The following is a 20,521-nucleotide window of genomic DNA, read 5'->3' on the forward strand; positions in this document are numbered from 1 at the left end:
GCGCAGCCGTACCCGCCCACCTTCTCCGATACAATCGTTCTTCATGCTTCCTGATATCGAACGTATTCTCCTTGGTCCTGGTCCTAGTCCGGTGACGCCACGCATCATGCGCGCGATGGCGGCACCCATACTGAGCCATCTCGATCCTGCCATGCTGGCGCTCGTCGACGATGTGCGGGCGCGGCTGCGGTGGGCGTTTCGGGCGCCGCAAGAGGCGTTGACCTTGGCTGTTTCAGGTACCGGGACGGCCGGCACGGAGACGGCGGTCGCAGGCCTCGTCGCTCCGGGTACGCGCGTTCTGGCCGTCGTGTCGGGCTATTTCGGCGAGCGGCTCGTGGAGCTCTGCACGCGGTACGGTGCAAACGTCACGCGGGTGGACACATCGTGGGGACGTGCGGTCGATCCAGATGCCGTCCGGCGCGCCCTCAAAGCGCACGGCGCCGACATCGTCACCATCGTGCACGCGGAGACGTCGACCGGGGTGCTCCATCCAGTCGAGGCCGTCGCAGCGGCAGCACGCGAGCAGGGCGCCCTGACACTCGTCGATGCGGTGACCTCGCTTGGCGGGCATCCGCTGGAGGTCGCCTTGTGGCAGATCGACGCCTGTGTCAGCTGCACGCAAAAGGGTCTTGGCGCACCGTCCGGGCTCGCGCCGTTGACCTTTGGCGCCCGCGCCCGCGAGCGTGCCGCAGGGCTCGACAGCCCGCGTAGCTTCTATCTCGACCTCGGCTTGCTCGAGAGCTACTGGGTTCGGCGCAAGTACCATCACACGATTTCCGCACCACTGGTCTACGCCCTCCGCGAAGCGCTGGTCGTGATCGAGGAGGAAGGCCTGGAGACTCGCTGGCAGCGGCATCGGCGGCATCACGTCGCGCTGGCTGCAGGCCTCGGAGCGATGGGGCTCGAGCTGTTGCCGCCCGAAGGGGAGCGCAGCTGGACGCTCAATGCGGTGTGTGTGCCCGATGGGATCGACGACGCGCGGGTGCGTCGCCACTTGCTGGATGTGTTCAATATCGAGATTGGCGCGGGCTTGGGGCCGCTCGCCGGCCGGATCTGGCGCGTCGGGCTCATGGGGCACGGCGCAAACGCGCAGTATGTGCTCGTCTTCTTGAGCGCGCTCGAGCGCGCGCTGCGCGAGCAGGGCTTTCGGGTCCCCCCGGGTACTGGGACGGCGGCCGCCGGGGACGCGCTTGCCTCCCTTGCCCAGCCGTAAGGGAAATGGAACCGGGTACCTTTTCGGGAGCGAAAAGGTACCCGGTTCCTTTTTCCATTCTACGGAATCGACGCCAGCGGCAGCGCGGGCACCGCACGGCCTGTGGTCAAGGGCTGACCGCTCGGCGATCCGTAAGCGGTCCCTTCGACGACCAGCGGCAGCGGCATGTCGCCCGCACTCTCGACGGTAACGGCTGCGCGTGCGCCAGCCGCGGCCGGAAAGAGATCGGCGAGCTGCACCGTGACGCGGCTGCCCGCGGCCAAAGGCACGGTGGCTTCGAGCGGCTCCGTGTCATCCTCGAAGGCCAAGGTCAGACGTGCTTCGGTTGCCTCGGCGTTGGGATTGGCGAGGAGTATATACGCGACCTCGTCGGGAGCAGTGCCGAGTCCCGCAAGTGCCCACTTGAGCGCCGCCTGACCCACACCGGTGCTGACGTGACCGGCGTCCCAGACGCCGCTGGCGCCCCACCACATGGCGCGCTCCGCCGTGATTGGCGCTGAGCTCACCACCTCGATTGCCACGGTGGTGTCGGTAAGCTGTGCATCCTCCTCGTTCACCCAGAGCGTCTGGCGGCTCATTGGGTCGAGGGTGTACACCTTCTCGATTGGCTCAGACGCCGGAAGCAGATAGCGCACCGTGGCCTCGACCTCCTCGGTGGTTGGGTTGGCGAGCAGCAGGAACAGGTTGAAGAAGCCGGTAGCGCCTTCTGCGAACGTCCACCGGTCCGAAGCGAGCGGCACCGCCGCCGCGAGCGTTCCTGCTGTGAACGGCTGCTCGGAGATGCTGTCTAGATACATCGCCCGTTCTGCGACAACGGGGACGTCATTGGTCGACACGATGTGGGCCGACACGGCTGTGTTGCCGAGCTCTGGATCGGGCGTCATCCCATCCGCGCTATTGACGAGGATGGTGCGTCGCGTCTGCGCGCCCACCGTGTACGAGCGCGTCACAGGCGCTTGGCCACCTGGCCGGAAGTACGTGATCTCGATCTCGGCAGGTTGGTCACCGGGATTGTGCAGGAGATAGAACAACGAGTAGACACCCGTCGCGCCTTCCGTGATCCACCACTCGGGAAGCGGAGACGCCACTCCCGCGCCAGTGTCACCGCCGTAAGGGCCCTGCTCTGGGCCCTGCCCCCACGACACGGTGCGGGACGTCACCAGCGGCTGGTCCGCCTCGATCACCGCCGCAACGCCTACCCATGAGGGGGGCACCAGCGGATCCACGTCGACGGTCACCTGCTGTCCCGCCGGGATCGTCCTCACGTGCGAGAGCACGTCGCCCGTCTCATTCGCGAACCGCAGTGTCGCCGTTACGGGTGTGTCACCCGGGTTGAACAGGGCGTACGTCGTATCGAAGAAGTCGCCCACCGCACCTTCAGCGAAGTAGCGTGTGTAGGGGAGGGTGATTTGCAACACCTCGCCTCCGCCGATGGACACAGCATTGTTGGTCACGTAGATCGTGCCATCCGGACCGAGAGCGACGGATGTCGGACGGACGAGGTCTTCCACCACGACGCTGCGCGTGCCGTCACGGCCCACTCGAATCAGTTGGCCCGGGTCTGCGAATCCGGATCCCGTTGCATGCTGGAGCACGTAGAGGCTCCCGTCCGGTCCGAAGGCGAGATCGACGATCGTCGTGAAGTCTTCGAGGAACACTGTCGGCTCCTCGTCAGGTACCACGCGGAAGATCTGCGCCTCACCTTCGGCAAACGGGACGCCCGTGAGCACGCCGACGTAGTACGCGCCATCTGGACCAATTGCAACGGCGGTGGGCACGGGGTTCTCTGGCAAGACCGCGAACGTGGTGATATCGCCCGCTGCGTCCACGCTGACGAGGTCGTTGCCGCCGGCGTCGACCACGAGACGGTTGTCGGCTTCCGCGAGCAGGCCGTATGGATTGGAATCTGGCCCGGCTTGGTCGGGGTCCGCATCTGCTTCGTACTGTGCGACGTCCGCGATGATGCCCCCTTGTCCGCTTGGTGCCACCTGGAGGAGCGTGCCAAAGAACGCGCCTGCAGGTCCAAAGTCCGCACGGAGCTCGGGGTCGGCACCGAAGCCAATTGTCACGTAAGCCTCGTTGCCAAAAAAGGAGATGTCGTGCGGGCCGGTCGCCTCACCTGACTCAGCGGCATACGACGGAAGCTCCCCTACGACCTGTTGCTGCTCGCCTTGCCACAGACGACTAACTCGACCGGTCGCACCATAGCATTGTTCAGCTCCGCGCAGCTCTTGACACGGTCCCTCACCGCCCCTTCCGGCCTCGACGACATACAGCGCGCCGTCTGGACCAAAGGCGAGACCACGCGGATTGTCCAGCTCGCTCATGACAACGGTGACGTTCGGCTGGGCTGCAGCGCTGCCTGCGAGCACCGACAGCCCGAGGATCATTCCAATCCCAAATCGTAAACAGACGAGATTACGAATCATGTTTTCCTCCCGCTCTGGGGTTCGTATCGATCACTGCGGAGCCGTATACGCGTGAAGCAGGGGAGGGCCGTCGGCACGCGGATAGCTTCCGACTCCAACAAGGTGGCGAGGCGGATTCTAGCATGCAAGCGTGGGCGCGGCCCTCCCCAAACATGTAGTTGTGCAGAGCTCGGCAAGAGCGCTAGATCATCAGTGTGGGGTGCGGCGCTTCGTGCGTAGAAAGCTCTCGAACTGTTGGCAGCGCGGCGGACTCGTAGCGAGCGGGCTAAGTGCCGGTTTGACTTGGAATAGCTCGTTACGTCTACGGTAACTCAGGAGGAGGTAGAGGCCTAGCTGGTCCACGCGGACTGTCGTTCGATTTGCCGTTCACGCTGCGCCATACGTTGTCATTCTAGTGGGCTGTCTAACGTGGCGGGACAGGACGGTCCGTCAGCCCGCCGCGGTGCGGGCGCAGGTTGTCCGCTTCACTTACTTGCGCACGATCTCGGCTTTGAGCCATGACCGCGCGCGCGCCCAGTCGCGCTGGACCGTGCGCTCGGACACGCCGAGCGCCGCCGCCGTTTCTTCCTCACTCAGGCCGGCAAAAAAGCGACACTCGACGACCCGGGCGAGGCGCTCCTCCTGCGCCGCGAGTCGCTCGAGCGCATCGCCAAGAAGCAGAAGCTGCTCTGCCTCATTTTCGACCGCGATGCGCCCTTCATCGAACGTGACGTGCACCTGGCCGCCGCCACGCTTCAGGCGTTGGCGGCGTTTCGCGTAGTCGATGAGGATGTGACGCATGGCGCGCGCGGCAGTTGCGAAGAAGTGACCGCGGTCGCGCCACCCGGACGGTCGTTGGCTCGCGAGCTTCACGTAAGCCTCGTGGACGAGGCCTGTGGTCGTGAGCGTCTGTCCCGGTCGACGCGCCCAGCGTTGCCGATGCGCGAGCCGTCGCAGCTCGCGATAAATCAGTGGGATGAGCCGGTCTGGCGCGCCTTCGTCTTCGCGCAGGAGCGACCTGAGCACCTCCGTGATGTTGTCTTGGCGGGGCATGTCATCGCTCGCCAATGGAATACTCTGGGGAATACTCTGGGGAATACTCTGCGACACCGCTTCACTCCACTTCACTTCACCGTAAGCCGGTGACGAGCACGAGGTCGTGTGTCCGCGGACCGCGCGACCATGCCAGGTAGCGACCGTCGTGCGACCAGGCGAAGTCGTGGGTGTGCCCGCTCGTGAAACGCGTCAGCTGCCGGGGGACACCGCCATCGATGGGGAGGGTCCAGAGATTGTGGTCCTCGGTGCGTGAGTCCACGTAGGTGAGCCCACGCCCATCTGGCGTCCACCGCACAATGGTCCACGGAGAGCTGGGAATGTCGTCGAGCATCCCTAGCACCCGCCCGCTCTCGAATGACAGGAGCGCCACCTTCCATCGCCGTGCCTCTTTGTCCCAGAGGTTGCACGCGACGAGCCGGCCGTCGGGCGATACGCGTGGACGTGTGGCGCGCTCGGTGGTGAGCGGCGTGCGAAGCGCACCATCTGCCGACACTTTCCAAAGACGGTGATGGCCGCCGAGCTGATACACGATCCAGCGGCCGTCAGGCGTGATATCCGGGTAGGTGTCCTCGTCTCCCGCCGTGAGCGCCCGCTGGCCGGCGCCGTCGATTCCCATGGTCCACACATGTCGTCGGCCGCTCGACGCCGAGACGAAGAAGACCGACCGTCCATCCGGCGCCACCGTCGGGAATGCGCTCATGCCAGTACGCGCGGTCAAGCGTGTCGGGTCGCCGCGCCCGGGTGCGGCAATCCACATGTCGGCCCCGTCGCCCATTGACGACGTGTAGAGAATCCGGTTGTCAGGGGTCCACGTCAGGCCGAACACGCCGTGCCGTCCGTTCATGCCGCCAGGGAGCTCGGTTGCTCCTGCGAGGTTGTCGGCCGGCCCCACCCAGACGTTCGCCACCCGCTCGCGCTGGATGGTCAGCAGCATTGTCGCATCCGCGCTTGCGCTCACGCCAGCGTAGTTGCTGAGATCGTGTGTCAGGCGTTCTGCCTGACCATCGGGGTACGCGACGCGCCAGAGTTGGTGCGGTTGGAGCCACACTTCGCGCGCATCCATGACGAGAGCGCTGCCATCCATGTGCCAGACCAGCGCTCCGATGTTCTCCCACGTACGCGTGGTGAGCCGTTGTTCGCGTTCGGTCGCGACGTTCAGCAGCACGATGGTCATCTCGCGCGCGACGTTGCCCGTTGCCACGGCGATCAGCTCGCCGTCCGGCGACCAGGCCGGCCCCTCCCGCGAGAAGTACTCGCCCCCGCCACGCACGGCCACCACTCGCTGGCGCGAGCCATTGATCCGGGCGACAACCAGCTCATACTTGTGTGGGTCACTCCAGCGCACGAACGCCAGCTGGTCGCCGTGAGGTGAAAATGCCGAGGCGCGTGCCGGGGGCCATGGCGCCGCGGCTGAGCAGCGTCTCCGATAGCTCTCGCCACAACACGCCGCGCAGCGCTCCACCCGAGCGCAGGAAGGCATCGTCATCCAGTTTGTGGGTGGCTTCGTTCATGGACGATGATCTCGCCAGAAACGGGGCAGCCCCGGACAGCCCCATTTTCCAACATACGAAAAACGGGGGCAGCCCTCGTTTTACGAATTGTGAAAGCCTGGACAGAGGTATTCCGTGGTGATCAAACGTTGGGACGGGGCTCCTCGAACGCCGGCTCGGCGGTTTGGCGCCCATCACCAGCGTACGGCGAGCCTGATGCTCTCTGGGCGCGCGGACAGTTGGCGTGCACAGCGACGTTTCGCCGTGATCTCAGGGTGACCGACGATCCCGACGGTACGGTCACACCGTGTTTGCGCGGTTCCGTTGGGGCGACTGTGCTCTGTGACGGCGGACCCGCTCTTTCATGTCAATGCGGCACGAGAACCCCACCCCTGTTCCGTTTCAAGTTCGTTGGCGTTGATTAGGGGTAGGAACGGTAACACGCGACGGACGCCGCATCCATGAGCGCCGCGCCACATTCAAGCAGGGAGGTTCGTCCGACCGCTCGACTTGTTTTCTTCCGGGTCCGGACGGCGACGCTCAGCTCGCTCTAACGCCTGACAGTCCAACGTCAAGAACTCGGACAACGCGATCAGTTGTCCAAGGAGGATTCCGTGTGTCTGTTATCTCGAAACGTAAATAAGCTGCTTCTGTTCTCTGCCTTCGTCGGGGTGATCTGCCTCGGCGCCGTGAGTGAGGCAACCACCATTGTCAAGAAGAACCTGGACGATCTCCTCGTTGAAGCCGACGGTGTCGTCCTGGCAACAGTCGATGACGTCACTTCGCGCGTGCGTGATTCACGCAAGGGCGATATTGACACGTTCGTGTCCCTTTCGAACCTCCAGGTGCTGCATGGTCGTTATGCGGCCGCCACGCTGGTCTTGCGACTCGAGGGAGGTGAGGTGGAGGGTGTGGGCCTCTGGCTTCACGGCAGCCCGCGCTTCACGCCCGGCGAGCGTGTCCTGCTATTCGTGCGTGACAACGGTAAAGCGATTGTGCCCATTGTTGGATGGACGCAGGGAGTGTTCCGCGTAGCCACCGATGCAGGAACCGGCGCGGAAGGCGTGTTCGACCATGACGGAAACCGCGTGTTCGGCGTGGCGAATGGCGAGATTCTGAAGGAGCGCGCGCACCCCTCCGAAGCCATCATCGTTGATGACCCCAGCGACCCCCGGCAACGAGGAGCTCACGCTGGCACCACCGATGACGGCTCTCCGACGTCGTCGCCTGAAGTCGCCGAGAAAGCTGCGACGCAACAGGCCATCCCCCTGGTGAAGTTCCTGGGTCTCCTCCAGCAGCGGTTGAAGGCCAAAGGGATTCAGGCAAGAACGCTCACGAGCGTCGACCCGACGGGCGCTGCCCTCGAGCGTACGCCACAGCGCGATGCCCCACCCCCCAAACAGTAACGCAGTCGCCCTTCATGCACCAGATCATCAATCAAGGAGTCTCACAATGAGCATGCACAGCAATCGTTTGGCACGGGCGGCGCGCTGGGCCGCCGGGCCGGTGGCGTTTCTGATCGTCTGTCTGAGCGCCAGCGTGAGCCATGCCTATGGTTACCGCACCTGCGACGGCAACCCCATACGCTATAGCTCCGGTTGGACCAACATGTACATCAGCACGACCTCGTTTCCAGCCGGTGGCAATGGGGATGCCCGTCTCCAGAACGCCATGTGGCACTGGAACAACGTCAAGGGCTCAGGGTTCAATTTCTATGTCGGCCGGGACACGGACGGAACCCACAACGATGACAATGGCAGGAACGAGGTGTATTACGACACCAGCCTCTCGGGAAGCACCCTGGCCGTCACCCGCACCCGCTATCACTGCTACTGGCTGTTCGGGTGGAACTACGGTATCGACGAGACCGACATCGGGTTCAACAGCAATAGATCTTGGACAACGGGCACGTTCAACTACGGCTCATTGGGGTCACCCTACAGCCTCGAGAGTGTTGCCCTTCACGAGCTGGGACACGCGCTTGGTCTGCTGCACGAGGACCGTTGGATGGCGACGATGAACTCGTACTATCCAAATAGTGGGCCGCTCGGGTATGGCAAGGAATGGGATCCGCTCCCAGACGACAGGCTCGGCGAGCGTGTTATCTACCCGGATAGCACCACTGAAGTCGATGTCGCCGGCTCGGCATTCAAGCGAACCGGTTCGGGGTCATCCGGGTTGGTCTCGAGCACGCTCTCCGCGGCGCGCGGCTCGAATGTCACGATAGATGTCACCTTCTTGAACCAGAGCACGTCGACGCAGACCTTCGACATCAACTTCTATCTGTCGACAAACAGCTATCCGAGCTCGGCAGACACGTATCTGGGCAGCAATTACGGCGCCTGGGGCTCAGAGGGAGCGCAAATCACGTTCTCGCGCACACTGACGATCCCCTCGTCGGTTTCTCCCGGGACGTATTACCTCGGCTACGTGATCGACCCGTCCAACGCGCTGAGCGAGAGCGACGAGTCGAACAACCCGCAGCCCATGCCGAGGACCATCACGATCTACTAAGGATCGACGACCTGCCAAGCGGTCCCTGATCGCCCTCCCCCGATCAGGGCCGCCCATATGGACCTCATCACAGCTTGCGTCCCAGTTTCCGGCGCGCATAGAATCCTCCCACATTCTTGGAGGTGCCCATGCGTCGAATGCTGGTACTCGTGTTGCTGCTCCTCTCCGGGGCTTTCCTGTCCGCCCAACCAAAGAAGGTCGTTGTGCTAGACCAGTCCGAGGACGTTCTCGCGGATTGGCGATCCGCTTCCGCCCAGGTGGAAATCGTCCAGGTGTCGGAAGACACCGTGTTGGACGAGATCGGGGATGCCGATGCCTTTATCGGTAGCATCAGGCCCGAGTGGGTTCGCGCCGGCAAGCAGTTGAAGTGGGTCCAAACGTACAGCGCCGGCGTCGAAAGAGTCTTGCATCTATCCGGGTCGGATGATCTGCGCGATAGCGATATCGTCCTGACGAACAACCAAATCGTGCAGGGCCCCGAGATCGCCGACCATGCGATGGCCATGCTGCTGGCCTTGACGCGCGAGATTCCGAGATGGCTCGATCAAAAGGCAGACGAAGTCTGGAAGGGTGGGACGCATAACCTGATCGAGCTGAATACGAAAACCGCCCTTGTGATTGGCGTTGGAGGCATCGGCACGCAGATCGCCATTCGTGCGTGGGCTCACGGCATGCGCGTGATTGGCGTTGATCCGGAAGATATTCCAATGACGCCGTTCATTGAGAGGGTCGTGAAGCCAGACCAACTGGACGACGTGATCGGCGAGGCAGACGTGGTGTTCGTAGCCGCGCCGCACACGCTGGAAAGCCACTACATGATCGGCCCGGACCAATTCGAGCGCATGAAGCAGGCCTCGTACTTCATCGCCGTGAGCCGCGGGGGCACATACGACCTGGACGCCCTCGCCAAATCACTCGAGAGCAAGAGACTGGCCGGCGCCGGCGTCGACGTGACCGATCCTGAGCCTCTCCCCGAGGGCCATCCATTGTGGAAGTTTGACAACGTGATCATCACGCCTCATATTGCGGGCCGCTCGGATCTGGACCGCGGGCGTATGTTGAGTACGATCAAGGCTAACATTCGGCGCTTTGCCGAGGGCTTGCCGCTCATCAATGTTGTCGACAAGCAAAAAGGCTACTAGAAGCGGCCTGGCCGGCGTCGCGGCGCTCGCCGCCGCCTTCATCCTGCTCGCGCTCATTGCGCCGCGCAGTGTGCCGGAGGAAGGCGAGCACACTGGATTCTTCAGCGTGCTACCCGCGCTGTTGACGCTCGTGCTCGTGTTCATCACGCGCAACGTCGTCACATCGCTGTTCCTCGGCGTCGTCACCGGCGGTGTCGTGAGCGGTCAGTTCAACGTGGTGGATAGCTTCATGATCCCCGCGATCGGATCGTCTTCGTTCGCGACGATCCTGCTGGTCTATCTCTGGGCGCTGGGCGGGCTGATTGGGCTGTGGACGCGCACGGGCGGCGCACAGGCGTTCGCAGAACGTGCGGGCCGAACGATCGTGCGCGGCCCACGGACGGCGCGCGTCTTCGCGTGGCTGGTCGGCGTGATCTTCCATCAGGGTGGCACGATCTCGACGATCCTGGCCGGCACGACCGTGCGCCCGGTCACCGACGCGCAGCGCGTGTCGAAGGAAGAGCTGACGTACCTCGTCGATTCGACGGCGTCGCCGATCGCGACCGTCGTGCCATTCAACGCATGGCCGGTCTACGTGGCCGGCCTCGTGATCGGGACGACGCCGCTGTTCCCAACCGAGGCCGCCGCCATCTCGTTCTTCTTCAGCTCGATACCGTTCAATTTCTACGGCATCTTCGCGGTGCTGTCGACGCTGCTCTTCGCATTCGGCTGGCTGCCGTGGGTGGGCGGCAAGATGAAGCGCGCGATCCACCGCGCCCGCACGACAGGCCAGCTCAACGCGCCGACGGCGCAGCCGCTCACGGCCGGCGAGTTGACGACCCTGCGCCTCCCGAAGGACTACCCGGTCGGCATCGCGGACTTCGTCGCGCCGATGGGCACGCTGCTCGGCGTCGCGATCATCTCGTACATCGTGACGGGCGAGGTGCGCATTGCGGAGGCGTTCGGTCTCGCCGTGCTCGTCGCGATCGTGCTCGCGCTGATCAAAGGATTGCCGCTGAAGGAGGCGATTGACGGATTTGTCGACGGCTGCAAGGGCGTGACGGTCGGCGCGCTGATCCTCGCGCTCGCCGTGACGCTAGGCAAAGTATCGGAGACGCTCGGCACCGCAGCGTATATCGTCGAGACGACGGCGCCGCTCGTCGTGCCGCCGTTGCTTCCCGCTATCTTCATGGCGATCTGTATGGTGATTGCGTTCTCGATCGGGACATCGTTCGGTACGTACGCCGTCGTGTTCCCACTCGCAATGCCGCTCGCCTACGCGATCGACCCGAGCCCGCTCTACATGCACCTCTGCTTCGGCGCCGTGCTCGGCGGCGCGGTGTTCGGCGACCAGTGCTCGCCGATCTCGGACACGACGATCCTCTCCGCGCTCGCCTGCGGTGGCGACGTCATGGACCACGTCACCACGCAGCTTCCGCTCGCGCTCGCGGCGGCAGGGTTGGGCGGGATCGTCGCGACCGCGTTGGCGATGTTCCTCCTCTGAACGCTGCCAGTCGCCGCTAACACTTTCTAACGACGGCACCGGGCCGCCAAGCTCTGGCCTCCACTACCGCTATGCAACCCGATGCAGGAACAGCACCTTCACGGGTCCGTCACACCTCCGTGGGGTGATCACGACGAACCGACCTGGTCGTGGCGGCTCCTGGAGAACTTCGTCGTGATCTAGCGATGATGGACAGCCCATGGTGCGGCGCGTCGCGCTCGCTCGTGGCGCAACTCGCCGAGGCAGGCTGTTTCCGAATGCTCGTGCCCCGCAGCCATGGCGGCGCCGAGCTCGATCTCCCGAGCTGCCTGGTCGCGCCTCATGGCCCCCGGCCGCCGCCGGTGCGGCGGGCGATCGACAGGCTGGACCGGTCATCCCGCCGGTCACCGTCACCGGTCGCCGCATCGGCAGCACAACGTCCGGCCTGGAAGCCGCGCAGGCCGAACCCAGTTTCAAGCGAAGGGATCGCGCGCTGCGCGACCTCGAGCGACGGCCCGCGCTCCGCACTGCGCGGCGCGAGGTCGATGACGTGGCAGACATACAGGAAGCATCATGAAAGCAGATTCACTGTGGAGACATCGATCGATTGCGAACGTCGCGCCGACGCGCACGCGTGTGACCCAGACGCGTTTCGCCTTCGCTGGCGTGGCACTGTGGCTTGCGCTGGCCGGGCCACCCACGCGCGCGCAAGCGCCACCCTCCTGCGAACCCAGCTTGCCGTGCAACCTGACCGCGAGCCTGCCCGCGTCCCGCGGCGGCTTCGTCGACTTTCGGCTTGCACCGAACGGCGAGCGCGCCGTATTCATTCACGTCGGCGAAGACGTGAGCCGCCAGCTGTACAGCGTGCCGGTCGCGGGCAACGGACTGCCGGTCAAGCTCAACGTGTCGGGGGTTGATCAGATCCACGACGTTGTGATCAGCGCCAACAGCCGGCGGGTCGTCTATACGGCCTCCGAGCCGCGGTCGCCGACGACGAAGACGCTGTTCAGCGTGCCGATTGACGGCCCTGCTCGGAAATGTGTAAGTCATGAGACACTGAGCGAGCGATTCACCTCGAGTAACTGTCCATCGTATGCGCGACTACCTGCAACACGCACGTGAGTGCTACGGGCGTCGCACTTGGGCTGCCGCCTACGAGGCCTTCTCGGCCGCCGATCAGAAGACGCCCTTGGACGTGGATGATCTGGAACGGCTGGCCACGTCGGCGTACCTAATTGGCCGCGACCTCGAGTTCGAGCGCTGCCTCGATCGTCTTCATCGCGCCTATGTGGAGGCTGGTGATAGACCCCGCGCCGCTCGCTCTGCGTTCTGGCTCTGTCTCAGCCTCCTGCTTCGCGGAGAGGTGGCGCAGTCCAGCGCCTGGGGCGCACGGGGCCAGCGGCGCGTTGAGGGTGTTGACTGCGTGGAGCGAGGCTACCTACTCCTCCCCATCGCCGAACTGCAGCTCCATCAGGACAAGGCCGAGGCGGCGCACGCAACGGCCGCAACCGCCGCCGCGACTGGCGAGCGCTTCAGAGATGCGGACCTCACGGCCGCCGCCTGTCACGTACAGGGCCGCGCCCTCATCCAACAAGGCCACGTTGTGGCCGGCCTGGGGCTCCTCGATGAAACGATGCTCGCGGTCATTGCCGGAGAGCTGTCGCCCATCATGACGGGCTTGATGTACTGCAGCGTGATCGAGGCGTGTCGTGAGGTGTGCGCCACGCACCGCGCCCGCGAATGGACCTTCGCGTTGTCCGGATGGTGCGAGCAGCAATCCGAGATGGTGGCCTTCACCGGCGTGTGCCTCGTGCATCGTGCCGAGATCATGCAGTTCCATGGTGCGTGGCCGGAGGCGCTGGCAGAAGCCTGCCGGGCGTGTGAGCGTGCGAAGCGGGTCGGTCGCAAGCCTCCGGCCGCCGCGTTCTATCAACAGGCGGAGATCCATCGCCTGCGCGGCGAGTGTGCCGAGGCCGAGGAGGCATACCGCGCCGCGAGCCGGTCGGGATGCGACCCACAACCTGGACTGGCACTGCTGCGAATGGCCCAGGGGCGCACCGACGCGGCGTCGGCAGCGATTCGCCGGCTCGTGACCACCACCGCCGACCGGCGGCAGCGCGCGCGGCTCCTCCCTGCCTATCTCGAAATCATGCTGGCCACGGGCGATATCCAGGAAGCCCGCAGCGCCTGTGGTGAGCTCCAGGCGCTCGCCGAGACGTTCGACGCCGACGTGCTCCGGGCTACGGCTGCTCGGGCGCATGGCGCCATCGAGCTCGCGGAAGGTGATGCGCGCGCGGCGCTCGGACCGCTGCGCTGTGCATTCGAGGTGTGGGCACGTCTCGACGCGTCGTACGAGTGCGCCCGCGTGCGCGTCCTCCTCGGACAGGCGTGTCGCGCACTCGGTGATAACGAGACGAGCGCGCTTGAATTCGGTGCGGCCCGAGCCGTGTTCGAGCACCTGGGAGCGCGGCCAGAGCTGATGCGCCTCGACACTATCGACACACGTACAGCCTCCAGCCAGCAGCACCCGCTCACGGCTCGTGAGCGTGATGTGCTTCGCCTAATCGCCGCCGGCAAGACGAACAAAGCCATCGCCGCAGCATTGTGCGTCAGCGGGCGAACCATCGACAGGCACGTCAGCAATATCCTCAACAAGCTCGATGTCCCGTCGCGGGCCGCCGCCACGGCCTACGCGTACGACCACAAGCTCCTCTGACGCCTGGCGGAAATTACCCATGCCGCCATTCGCGGCAAATTGGGTTGTTCTACCGAAGCGGGCGCTGTGGCTCCTGTCGCACTCTTGACTTGCGCGACCACCGCGCAGATCAGACGAGAAGAGGAGAGCCATGGCGAACCAAGACACGCACGTCGCGAATCGCACTGCCCCGCTGGTGCGAGAGCATCGAGGGAGCGCGCGGGAGGGACCCCGCGAACGACTACTGGCGGCGTTGCCGGTGACCGAGCGGCGATTGTCGCTGAACGGCGTCCAGACTGCGGTGTTGGAAGGCGGTGACGGCCCACCGATCGTGCTGCTGCACGGCCCCGGAGAATACGCGGCGAAGTGGCTGCGCGTGATCCCGAATCTTGTGACGACCCATCGCGTCATCGCTCCTGACCTGCCAGGGCACGGCGCCTCGGAGATGTTCGATACACGGCCTGATGGAGATCGCGTGTCCGGATGGCTCGATGACCTGATTGAGTGCACTTGCCCCATCCCGCCCGTTTTGGTGGGGCAGATCCTTGGCGGTGCCATCGCGGCGCGCTTCGCCAGCGAACGCAGTGAGCGACTGGCTGGCCTCGTGCTCGTCGACACGCTCGGGTTGAGCGAGTTTCAGCCGACGCCCGCGTTCGGGCTGGCCCTGAGCGAGTTCCTCTCTGACCCCACCGAGCACACGCTCGACCGTCTGTGGAGCCGGTGTGCGTTCGACCTGGCAGCCCTGCGTCGTGGCATGGGTGAGCAGTGGGAATACGTCAGAGAGTACGCGCTGGATCGCGCCAGGACGCCAAGCGCGCAGGCCGCTCTGCACAGCCTCATGGAGCAGTTCGGGATGCGGGCAATTCCGCCAGCGACGCTGGCGTGCATCACGGTTCCCACGACGCTCATCTGGGGACGGTACGATCTCGCGACACCCCTGACAGTCGCACGGGAAGCCAGCGCCCGTTTTGGATGGCCCCTGCAGGTGATCGAGGACGCCGGTGACGATCCACCGATGGAGCAGCCCGAAGCGTTTCTGAAAGTGCTGCGTGCAGTGCTCGAAGCACCAACCGGGCGGGAGATTTCACTGTGATCACGAGTGAGCAAGTGACCATGCAGTCGACTGAAGGAAACAAGATCATCGAAGCGATACGACCAATGGCGCCGAGCATCTCGGCCGGCGCCGACGAGATCGAACAGGAGCGCCGACTACCTCTGGACCTCGTTGCGCAGCTCACAGCCGCTGGCTGTTTCCGGGCGCTGGTGCCCCGCAGCCACGGCGGCGCCGAGCTCGATCTCCCGAGCCAGATGCGGGTCCTCGAAGAGCTCGCAAGGGCCGACGGCTCGGTTGGCTGGACGGTGATGATTGGCTGCGCGGCGCCGGTACTGTTTGGTCTGTTGCCACGCAAGACATTCGACGCTTTCTACGCCGACGGGCCAAATGTCATTCTTGGTGGCGCCTTCAATCCAACGGGAACGGCGACGCCGGTCGACGGCGGGTTCAAGGCGACCGGCCGATGGACATTCGCGAGCGGCTGCCAGCATTGCCACTGGTTCCTCGCCAATAGCATCGTGGACGATGGGCGGGAGCCGCCGATGCGGACGATGGTCCTTCCGCCGTCGGACGTGGAGATCGTGGATACCTGGTCAGTGTCCGGGCTCTGCGGCACGGGCAGTCACGACTTCGTCGTCAACGACGTCTTCGTGCCGGCGGAGCGAACGTTCCAACTGGGAGGCGAGCCGTGCCTGGACGCGCCGCTGCTCAGGATACCGGAGCTGTCGCTCTCGACGCTCATGTTGGGTAGCGTCGCTATGGGGATCGCACGAGCTGCGCTCGAGGACGTGACGACCATGGCGGCGAAGAAGGTTCCTGCGTTCACTCGTGGAGCTCTGGCGTCGAATCCGTTGTTTCAGTACCAACTCGGTGAGGCGGATGCGCGGCTCCGGGCGGCCCGCGGACTGCTGTTCGCCGATGCGGAGCAGGTATGGGCCACCGCAACTTCCGGCGTGCCATTCACGCCGGAGCACCGGGCGAAGATCCGTGCGACGGTCACCTGGGTCACGAAGACCGCCGCCTCGGTTGTCGACACGGCGTACAACGCCGGCGGTGGAAGTGTCATCTACGCTCGCAGCCCCCTCCAGCGTCGCTTTCGCGACATTCACGCCCTGACGCAACACTTTGCCGTGAAGCAGGATACGTTTACGCAGGCGGGCGCCGTGCTCGCCGGCCAGGAGGTCGATCTCACGTTCTTGTGAACGCGACGCTCGGCCATTGGTAACACCCGCACGCTCGAGGGATATCTCATCGGCTTGATTGGCAGCGCGGTGTTGTGACCCTTACCAACTGATGCCCGTTTCGTTGGTGCCTCCACCGAGGAGCGCGCCGCCGCCGTTCCAGTACATCGCCCGCTCGACGACGATGGGACGTGTCGAGATGACGCGGAGGCCGAAGCGCTCGCCGTCGGTGAGCCCGTGGCTCCTCCACTGATCGGCTGCCAACGTCACCCGGTTGTTGGCCGAAACGCGCTGCCGAGGCAATGTGATTGGCGCCCGGCCACCGCTACGGAGAATGGTGATCTCCACCGATGCTGCTTCGTTGCCCGGATTGGCGAGCAGAAGGAAGCTGTTGAACGCTTGAGACCCCCCCAGCTCGCCTTCCGCCAGCGCCCACCGAGTCGCTGCGGAGGTGACGCCAAAGCTGTTGTGCGCTTCGGTCCAGGACCCTTGCGGCCAGTACATCGCCCGCTCGACGATGATCGGGCCACCGTCGGTCGTGATGGCCGCCGATACTTCGGTGTCGGCAAGGCCCGGAACATCATCCACCAGCACGGTCCTGCGGCTGTTTGCGTCGAGGCGGTAGGTTTGCGGGACGACCGCCGACGGCGTGAGATAACGCACGGTCACAGTCGTCGGTTCGTTCCTTGGATTGGCCAAGAGCAGGAACGTATCGAACCATGGCCCGGTCCGACCCTCTGCAACGAGCCAGCTCGCCGATGGCGCTTCAACGGCGGGCGACGCGTGCGCGATGTTGCCGAATGGCCCAATGGCGACATACATCGCGCGCTCCACCGTTATGGGCCCCGTGCTGTCGACCTTCAGCGAGAAGGCGCGGCCGCGCAGCGGCACGCCGTCGATGATCAGATCATTTGCGTAAACGGTGCGTCGCGAGGTCGGAGGAAGCGTGAACCGATGAGGGAGCACGCCACCTCCGTCCAGCAGGTACGACGCAGTGACCTCGGCCGCCTGCGTGCCCGGATTCACGAACAGGATGAACGTGTCGAATGGGTGACCACCAAACCCCTCCGCGAGGAACCACTGCTGCCGGGCTCCTGCCACCGCCTTTCCGGTATGGCCGCCAGGACGACCGCCGCCGGCAAACATCGTGCGCTCGGCGACAAGGGCGCCGCTGATGGTGGTGATCTCCGCGCCCAACGCCGTGCTGCTGAGGCCCGCCACCTCGTTGACCGGAATGGTCATGCGCGACAGCCCGTCGATGGCGTACCGCCGGGTGACTGGATTACCAGCCTCTGGTATGTACTTCACCTGGAACTCGGCAGGCGCCGCAGCCGGGTTCGCAACGGCAAGCCGCTCCTCGAAGAATCCGGTGGCGCCTTCCGAGAAGATCCAGCGATTCGGCAGCCGCGGGTCAGTGCCACTGCGGTACTCCGCGAGGTTGTTCACACCATCGGCGTCCTCGTCTGCGGCCGCTGATTGAACGCCGTGACCAGCTTCCCAGGCATCGGAGAGACCATCGCCATCCCCATCGGTCGCGCTGGGATAATCACCACCCACCCGCAGCGGTCCAGTGGAATAGCGGCCCCTCCTCTGGACGCCATCGTCTACCTCTACGTAGACGTAGTAGAGGCCGGGAGTCAGCGTGCCGGCGTGCCACACATACGCGGCGTCACTGGCGTCGACACCCGACGCAAAGCGCACCCGTCCCGACGCCGGGTTCGTATCCGTGTCGTAATAGAGATTCACGGTCGCTGGGCGAGCCGAGATCTCGCCGCCCGTGAAGAGCGCAGGCGACACCCTCCATCGCACCGTGAAGAAGCCGCTTGCGTTGGGCTGATCGTCTTCGGCCAGCCGGATGTCCGCCAGCCGGAACCACCGTGGCGTCTCCGCCTCATAGGGGTCGATACTGAGGTTGGTGATCTGACCGCCCCATGGGTGCCTCGCCTCACAGGCTGGCGGCTGGTCGCAGATTTCGGTGTCGTAGGTGCTTTGGCTGCCCGCACGAAGTGCCTTCAGATCGAAAGAGTACGTCCGGGGCCAGCCGTCGTAGACGATGAAGCCGTGCGTTTGGGTGAAGGTGCCGCCGTTGTTACTGCGCTCGCGCCAGATGACCCGCGCGAGTCCGCCCCAGGTGTCGGCGAGCGCCGCGTTGATGCCCAGCTCCTTGTGGTCGTACTCGATGGTGAATGACAAGCGATGAAACCTGTCGGCGTCGATGACCAGCTCAGTGCCAGGTGGATCATCCCAGTCGTCGGCGAGGATGACCGCCGGGTTGTTACCATCCGACGTACCGGTCATGCCGCTAGCGCCGAACGCCGCGTTCACCGTCTCCCACAGTCGGCCGTGGCGGAGGTCCTGGGAATTGGTGAGATCCCAGCCGTCAGCCAGCAGCGTCTCGGCGAAATCACGCCCGCCGGCCTCGTCTGGGTCGAGGACGGTGACGAGCGGCGCCGGCGCGATGTCGACGGTGACGGCGTTGCTCTGTCGCGCCTCGCTTGCCGCCGTGACACGCCACGTGCCCGGTGGCAGGTAGCCGTAGTCCCAGGTGTACGAGCTGTCGTCTGGAAACGTCACGCTCGACGCGCTCTCCGGATAAATCTGGATGACGTCGCCAGTCTGCGTATGCCGCGCCGTGAGCGTAATCGCGCCGCCGAGATTCGACCAACTGAGGTGCACCGTTTGGCCGCGTTCGGTGAGCCGTACCCAATCCATCTCGATGGTTGCGCCCGCGAGCCCGCTGCCCAGACCCAGGTTCAACGCGCGTGCGATGCCGGTGGCGTTCCATGGCTGCCCCGCGCTGAACGGCGCCGCGAGACGTCTATCGAGAATGATCGTGTAAAGGTGCCATCCGGGCGATGTCTGTTGTGACACCGGCGACTGATTGACCATGCGACTGTCGGGACCGACACCGCCAGCCGCCTGCCCTTGCTCGATGCCCCAGGTGGCCGCTCCGCGGGGCACGCCGGTGAGGTATTGAGCGCCAACCAACTCGTCTGGCCGCGGCGCCGTGGAGCGTCGCATGCGAAACGACAGCTGAACGAAGCGGCGCGTGTCGATCGGATGGCGTACCCCGGTCTTTTCGAGCCGGTTGACGGCGCCGGGCATGCCCTCGAACAGCAGGTACAGCGTGGGCGCGGCCAAGCGTGCCGTGGCGCGCAGCACACCGCCAGAGACCGCAGGAACGCTCTGCCAGCTCTCGCTGCCCTGCGTCTGCTCGAGCATGTAGACGTGATCGGTCGTCTGGTCGAAGTCCCACGGGTCGCCTATCACGCTGGCGGCGTAGTCCTCCGCGCTGCCCACGGCGACAGCGGTCGTACCGTTGACGCTCAAGGTCTGCGCCAGAGCTGCCGGCGTGGCGGCGACCATGGCAATTACCAGAGCAAGGAAGGATGTCGCGAAGGATTGCACGTTCGTAATTTCGTTTCACCAGGGGGAACAGCGGGATACCGCGGAAGCCGGTAAATTCCTCATTGGTTTGGGGTGATTTTCCGCAAAGTCCCCCCCGCCGCTCTGCAACACACGACTGAGAGAGCAAGTTGGGTGCCAGTCCGAGCTATCATGAGGACATCGTGAACACAGACGCGTTGTTGCAGTCGTTAGCTCGTCTCTACCCACCGCCTCGGCTTCTTACACGGCCTGGTGGCCTCCTTCCGTACGAGTCCGACGGCCTGACGGTGTTCCGCGCGCGACCCCGCGCGGTCGTGCTGCCGGAGTCGCGGGAAGAGGTCATCGAGACAGTGCGCTTGTGCCACCGCGCGCAGATCCCCTTCGTCGCGCGAGGCAGCGGCACGAGCCTTTCCGGTGGTGCCCTCCCGCACACCGACGGCATCGTGATTGCCCTCAACCGACTCAATCGCATCATCGAGGTCGATCCGGTGGATCGCATTGCGGTTGTCGAGCCGGGCGTCATCAATCTGGATGTCTCGAGTGCGGTGGCCTCGCATGGCCTCTACTACGCGCCGGATCCTTCGAGCCAGCCCGTGTGCACCATCGGTGGAAACGTCGCCTTCAACTCCGGCGGGGCGCATTGCTTCAAGTACGGTATGACGCTCAACCATGTGTTGGGACTCGAGGCGGTGCTGCCAGACGGCACCGTCGTGACCCTTGGCGGGCGGAGTCTCGAGCTGACTGGACCGGATCTCGTAGGCGCTTACGTGGGATCCGAAGGTCTCTTTGGAATCGCGCTCGAGATCACCCTGCGGCTGCTGCCGCAGCCCGAGTGCTCGCGAACCGTTCTTGCGGCGTATCAATCGCTCGAGGCAGCGGGCGATGCCGTGTCGCACATCGTGGCATCCGGTCTGCTGCC

The 20,521-nt window shown here is 64.8% G+C and carries 15 protein-coding genes; 11 read left to right on the plus strand and 4 right to left on the minus strand.

Features of this window, described 5'->3' with window-relative positions; all coding sequences use genetic code 11:
- Nucleotides 1-43: 43 nt before the first annotated feature.
- Complete coding sequence (locus GEV06_05230; GenBank protein ID MPZ17300.1) at nt 44-1,213, plus strand: aminotransferase class V-fold PLP-dependent enzyme; 1,170 nt, start codon at nt 44-46, stop codon at nt 1,211-1,213.
- 59 nt (nt 1,214-1,272) lie between these two features.
- On the opposite strand, the gene GEV06_05235 is transcribed toward GEV06_05230, so the two are convergent.
- From GEV06_05235 to GEV06_05245, 3 genes are all read right to left on the minus strand, one after another.
- Nucleotides 1,273-3,642, minus strand: coding sequence for a ScyD/ScyE family protein (locus GEV06_05235; protein ID MPZ17301.1), 2,370 nt, complete (start codon nt 3,640-3,642; stop codon nt 1,273-1,275).
- Nucleotides 3,643-4,110: 468 nt separating this feature from the next.
- Complete coding sequence (locus GEV06_05240) at nt 4,111-4,731, minus strand: sigma-70 family RNA polymerase sigma factor (GenBank protein MPZ17302.1); 621 nt, start codon at nt 4,729-4,731, stop codon at nt 4,111-4,113.
- A 19-nt stretch (nt 4,732-4,750) separates the two neighbouring features.
- Nucleotides 4,751-6,163: a hypothetical protein gene (locus GEV06_05245; protein ID MPZ17303.1), complete on the minus strand. Its 1,413-nt coding sequence runs from the start codon at nt 6,161-6,163 to the stop codon at nt 4,751-4,753.
- A gap of 618 nt (nt 6,164-6,781) precedes the next feature.
- Between GEV06_05245 and GEV06_05250 the strand changes: the two genes are divergently transcribed.
- The 9 genes from GEV06_05250 to GEV06_05290 all read left to right on the plus strand — a co-directional run bounded on the left by GEV06_05250 (nt 6,782) and on the right by GEV06_05290 (nt 16,236).
- Complete coding sequence (locus GEV06_05250; protein ID MPZ17304.1) at nt 6,782-7,573, plus strand: hypothetical protein; 792 nt, start codon at nt 6,782-6,784, stop codon at nt 7,571-7,573.
- On the plus strand, nt 7,551-8,681 hold the full coding sequence (locus GEV06_05255) for a matrixin family metalloprotease (protein ID MPZ17305.1): 1,131 nt from the start codon (nt 7,551-7,553) through the stop codon (nt 8,679-8,681). The genes GEV06_05250 and GEV06_05255 overlap by 23 nt, the downstream gene beginning before the upstream one ends.
- A gap of 128 nt (nt 8,682-8,809) precedes the next feature.
- Nucleotides 8,810-9,823: a hypothetical protein gene (locus GEV06_05260; protein MPZ17306.1), complete on the plus strand. Its 1,014-nt coding sequence runs from the start codon at nt 8,810-8,812 to the stop codon at nt 9,821-9,823.
- Complete coding sequence (locus tag GEV06_05265; GenBank protein ID MPZ17307.1) at nt 9,795-11,306, plus strand: sodium:proton antiporter; 1,512 nt, start codon at nt 9,795-9,797, stop codon at nt 11,304-11,306. The genes GEV06_05260 and GEV06_05265 overlap by 29 nt, the downstream gene beginning before the upstream one ends.
- Before the next feature lie 199 nt (nt 11,307-11,505).
- A complete protein-coding gene (locus GEV06_05270; protein MPZ17308.1) occupies nt 11,506-11,862 on the plus strand; it encodes a hypothetical protein in 357 nt (118 codons plus the stop codon).
- Nucleotides 11,859-12,407 (plus strand): hypothetical protein, encoded by a 549-nt coding sequence (locus tag GEV06_05275; GenBank protein ID MPZ17309.1) that lies wholly within the window; start codon nt 11,859-11,861, stop codon nt 12,405-12,407. The genes GEV06_05270 and GEV06_05275 overlap by 4 nt, the downstream gene beginning before the upstream one ends.
- Complete coding sequence (locus GEV06_05280; protein ID MPZ17310.1) at nt 12,379-14,001, plus strand: helix-turn-helix transcriptional regulator; 1,623 nt, start codon at nt 12,379-12,381, stop codon at nt 13,999-14,001. Before GEV06_05275 ends, GEV06_05280 begins: the two co-directional genes overlap by 29 nt.
- A 130-nt stretch (nt 14,002-14,131) precedes the next feature.
- Nucleotides 14,132-15,073 carry an alpha/beta fold hydrolase gene (locus GEV06_05285; protein MPZ17311.1) on the plus strand — a complete coding sequence of 314 codons (942 nt, stop codon included), beginning with the start codon at nt 14,132-14,134 and terminating at the stop codon, nt 15,071-15,073.
- 20 nt (nt 15,074-15,093) lie between these two features.
- The gene (locus tag GEV06_05290) at nt 15,094-16,236 is read left to right on the plus strand and encodes a hydroxylase (protein MPZ17312.1); all 1,143 of its coding nucleotides are present in this window, start codon (nt 15,094-15,096) and stop codon (nt 16,234-16,236) included.
- Nucleotides 16,237-16,317: 81 nt separating this feature from the next.
- On the opposite strand, the gene GEV06_05295 is transcribed toward GEV06_05290, so the two are convergent.
- Complete coding sequence (locus GEV06_05295; GenBank protein ID MPZ17313.1) at nt 16,318-19,623, minus strand: hypothetical protein; 3,306 nt, start codon at nt 19,621-19,623, stop codon at nt 16,318-16,320.
- Between the two features lie 176 nt (nt 19,624-19,799).
- Between GEV06_05295 and GEV06_05300 the strand changes: the two genes are divergently transcribed.
- A partial coding sequence (locus GEV06_05300) for an FAD-binding protein (GenBank protein MPZ17314.1) occupies nt 19,800-20,521 on the plus strand: 722 nt, incomplete at its 3' end.

Source organism: Luteitalea sp. (genome assembly GCA_009377605.1).
Lineage (GTDB): Bacteria > Acidobacteriota > Vicinamibacteria > Vicinamibacterales > Vicinamibacteraceae > WHTT01.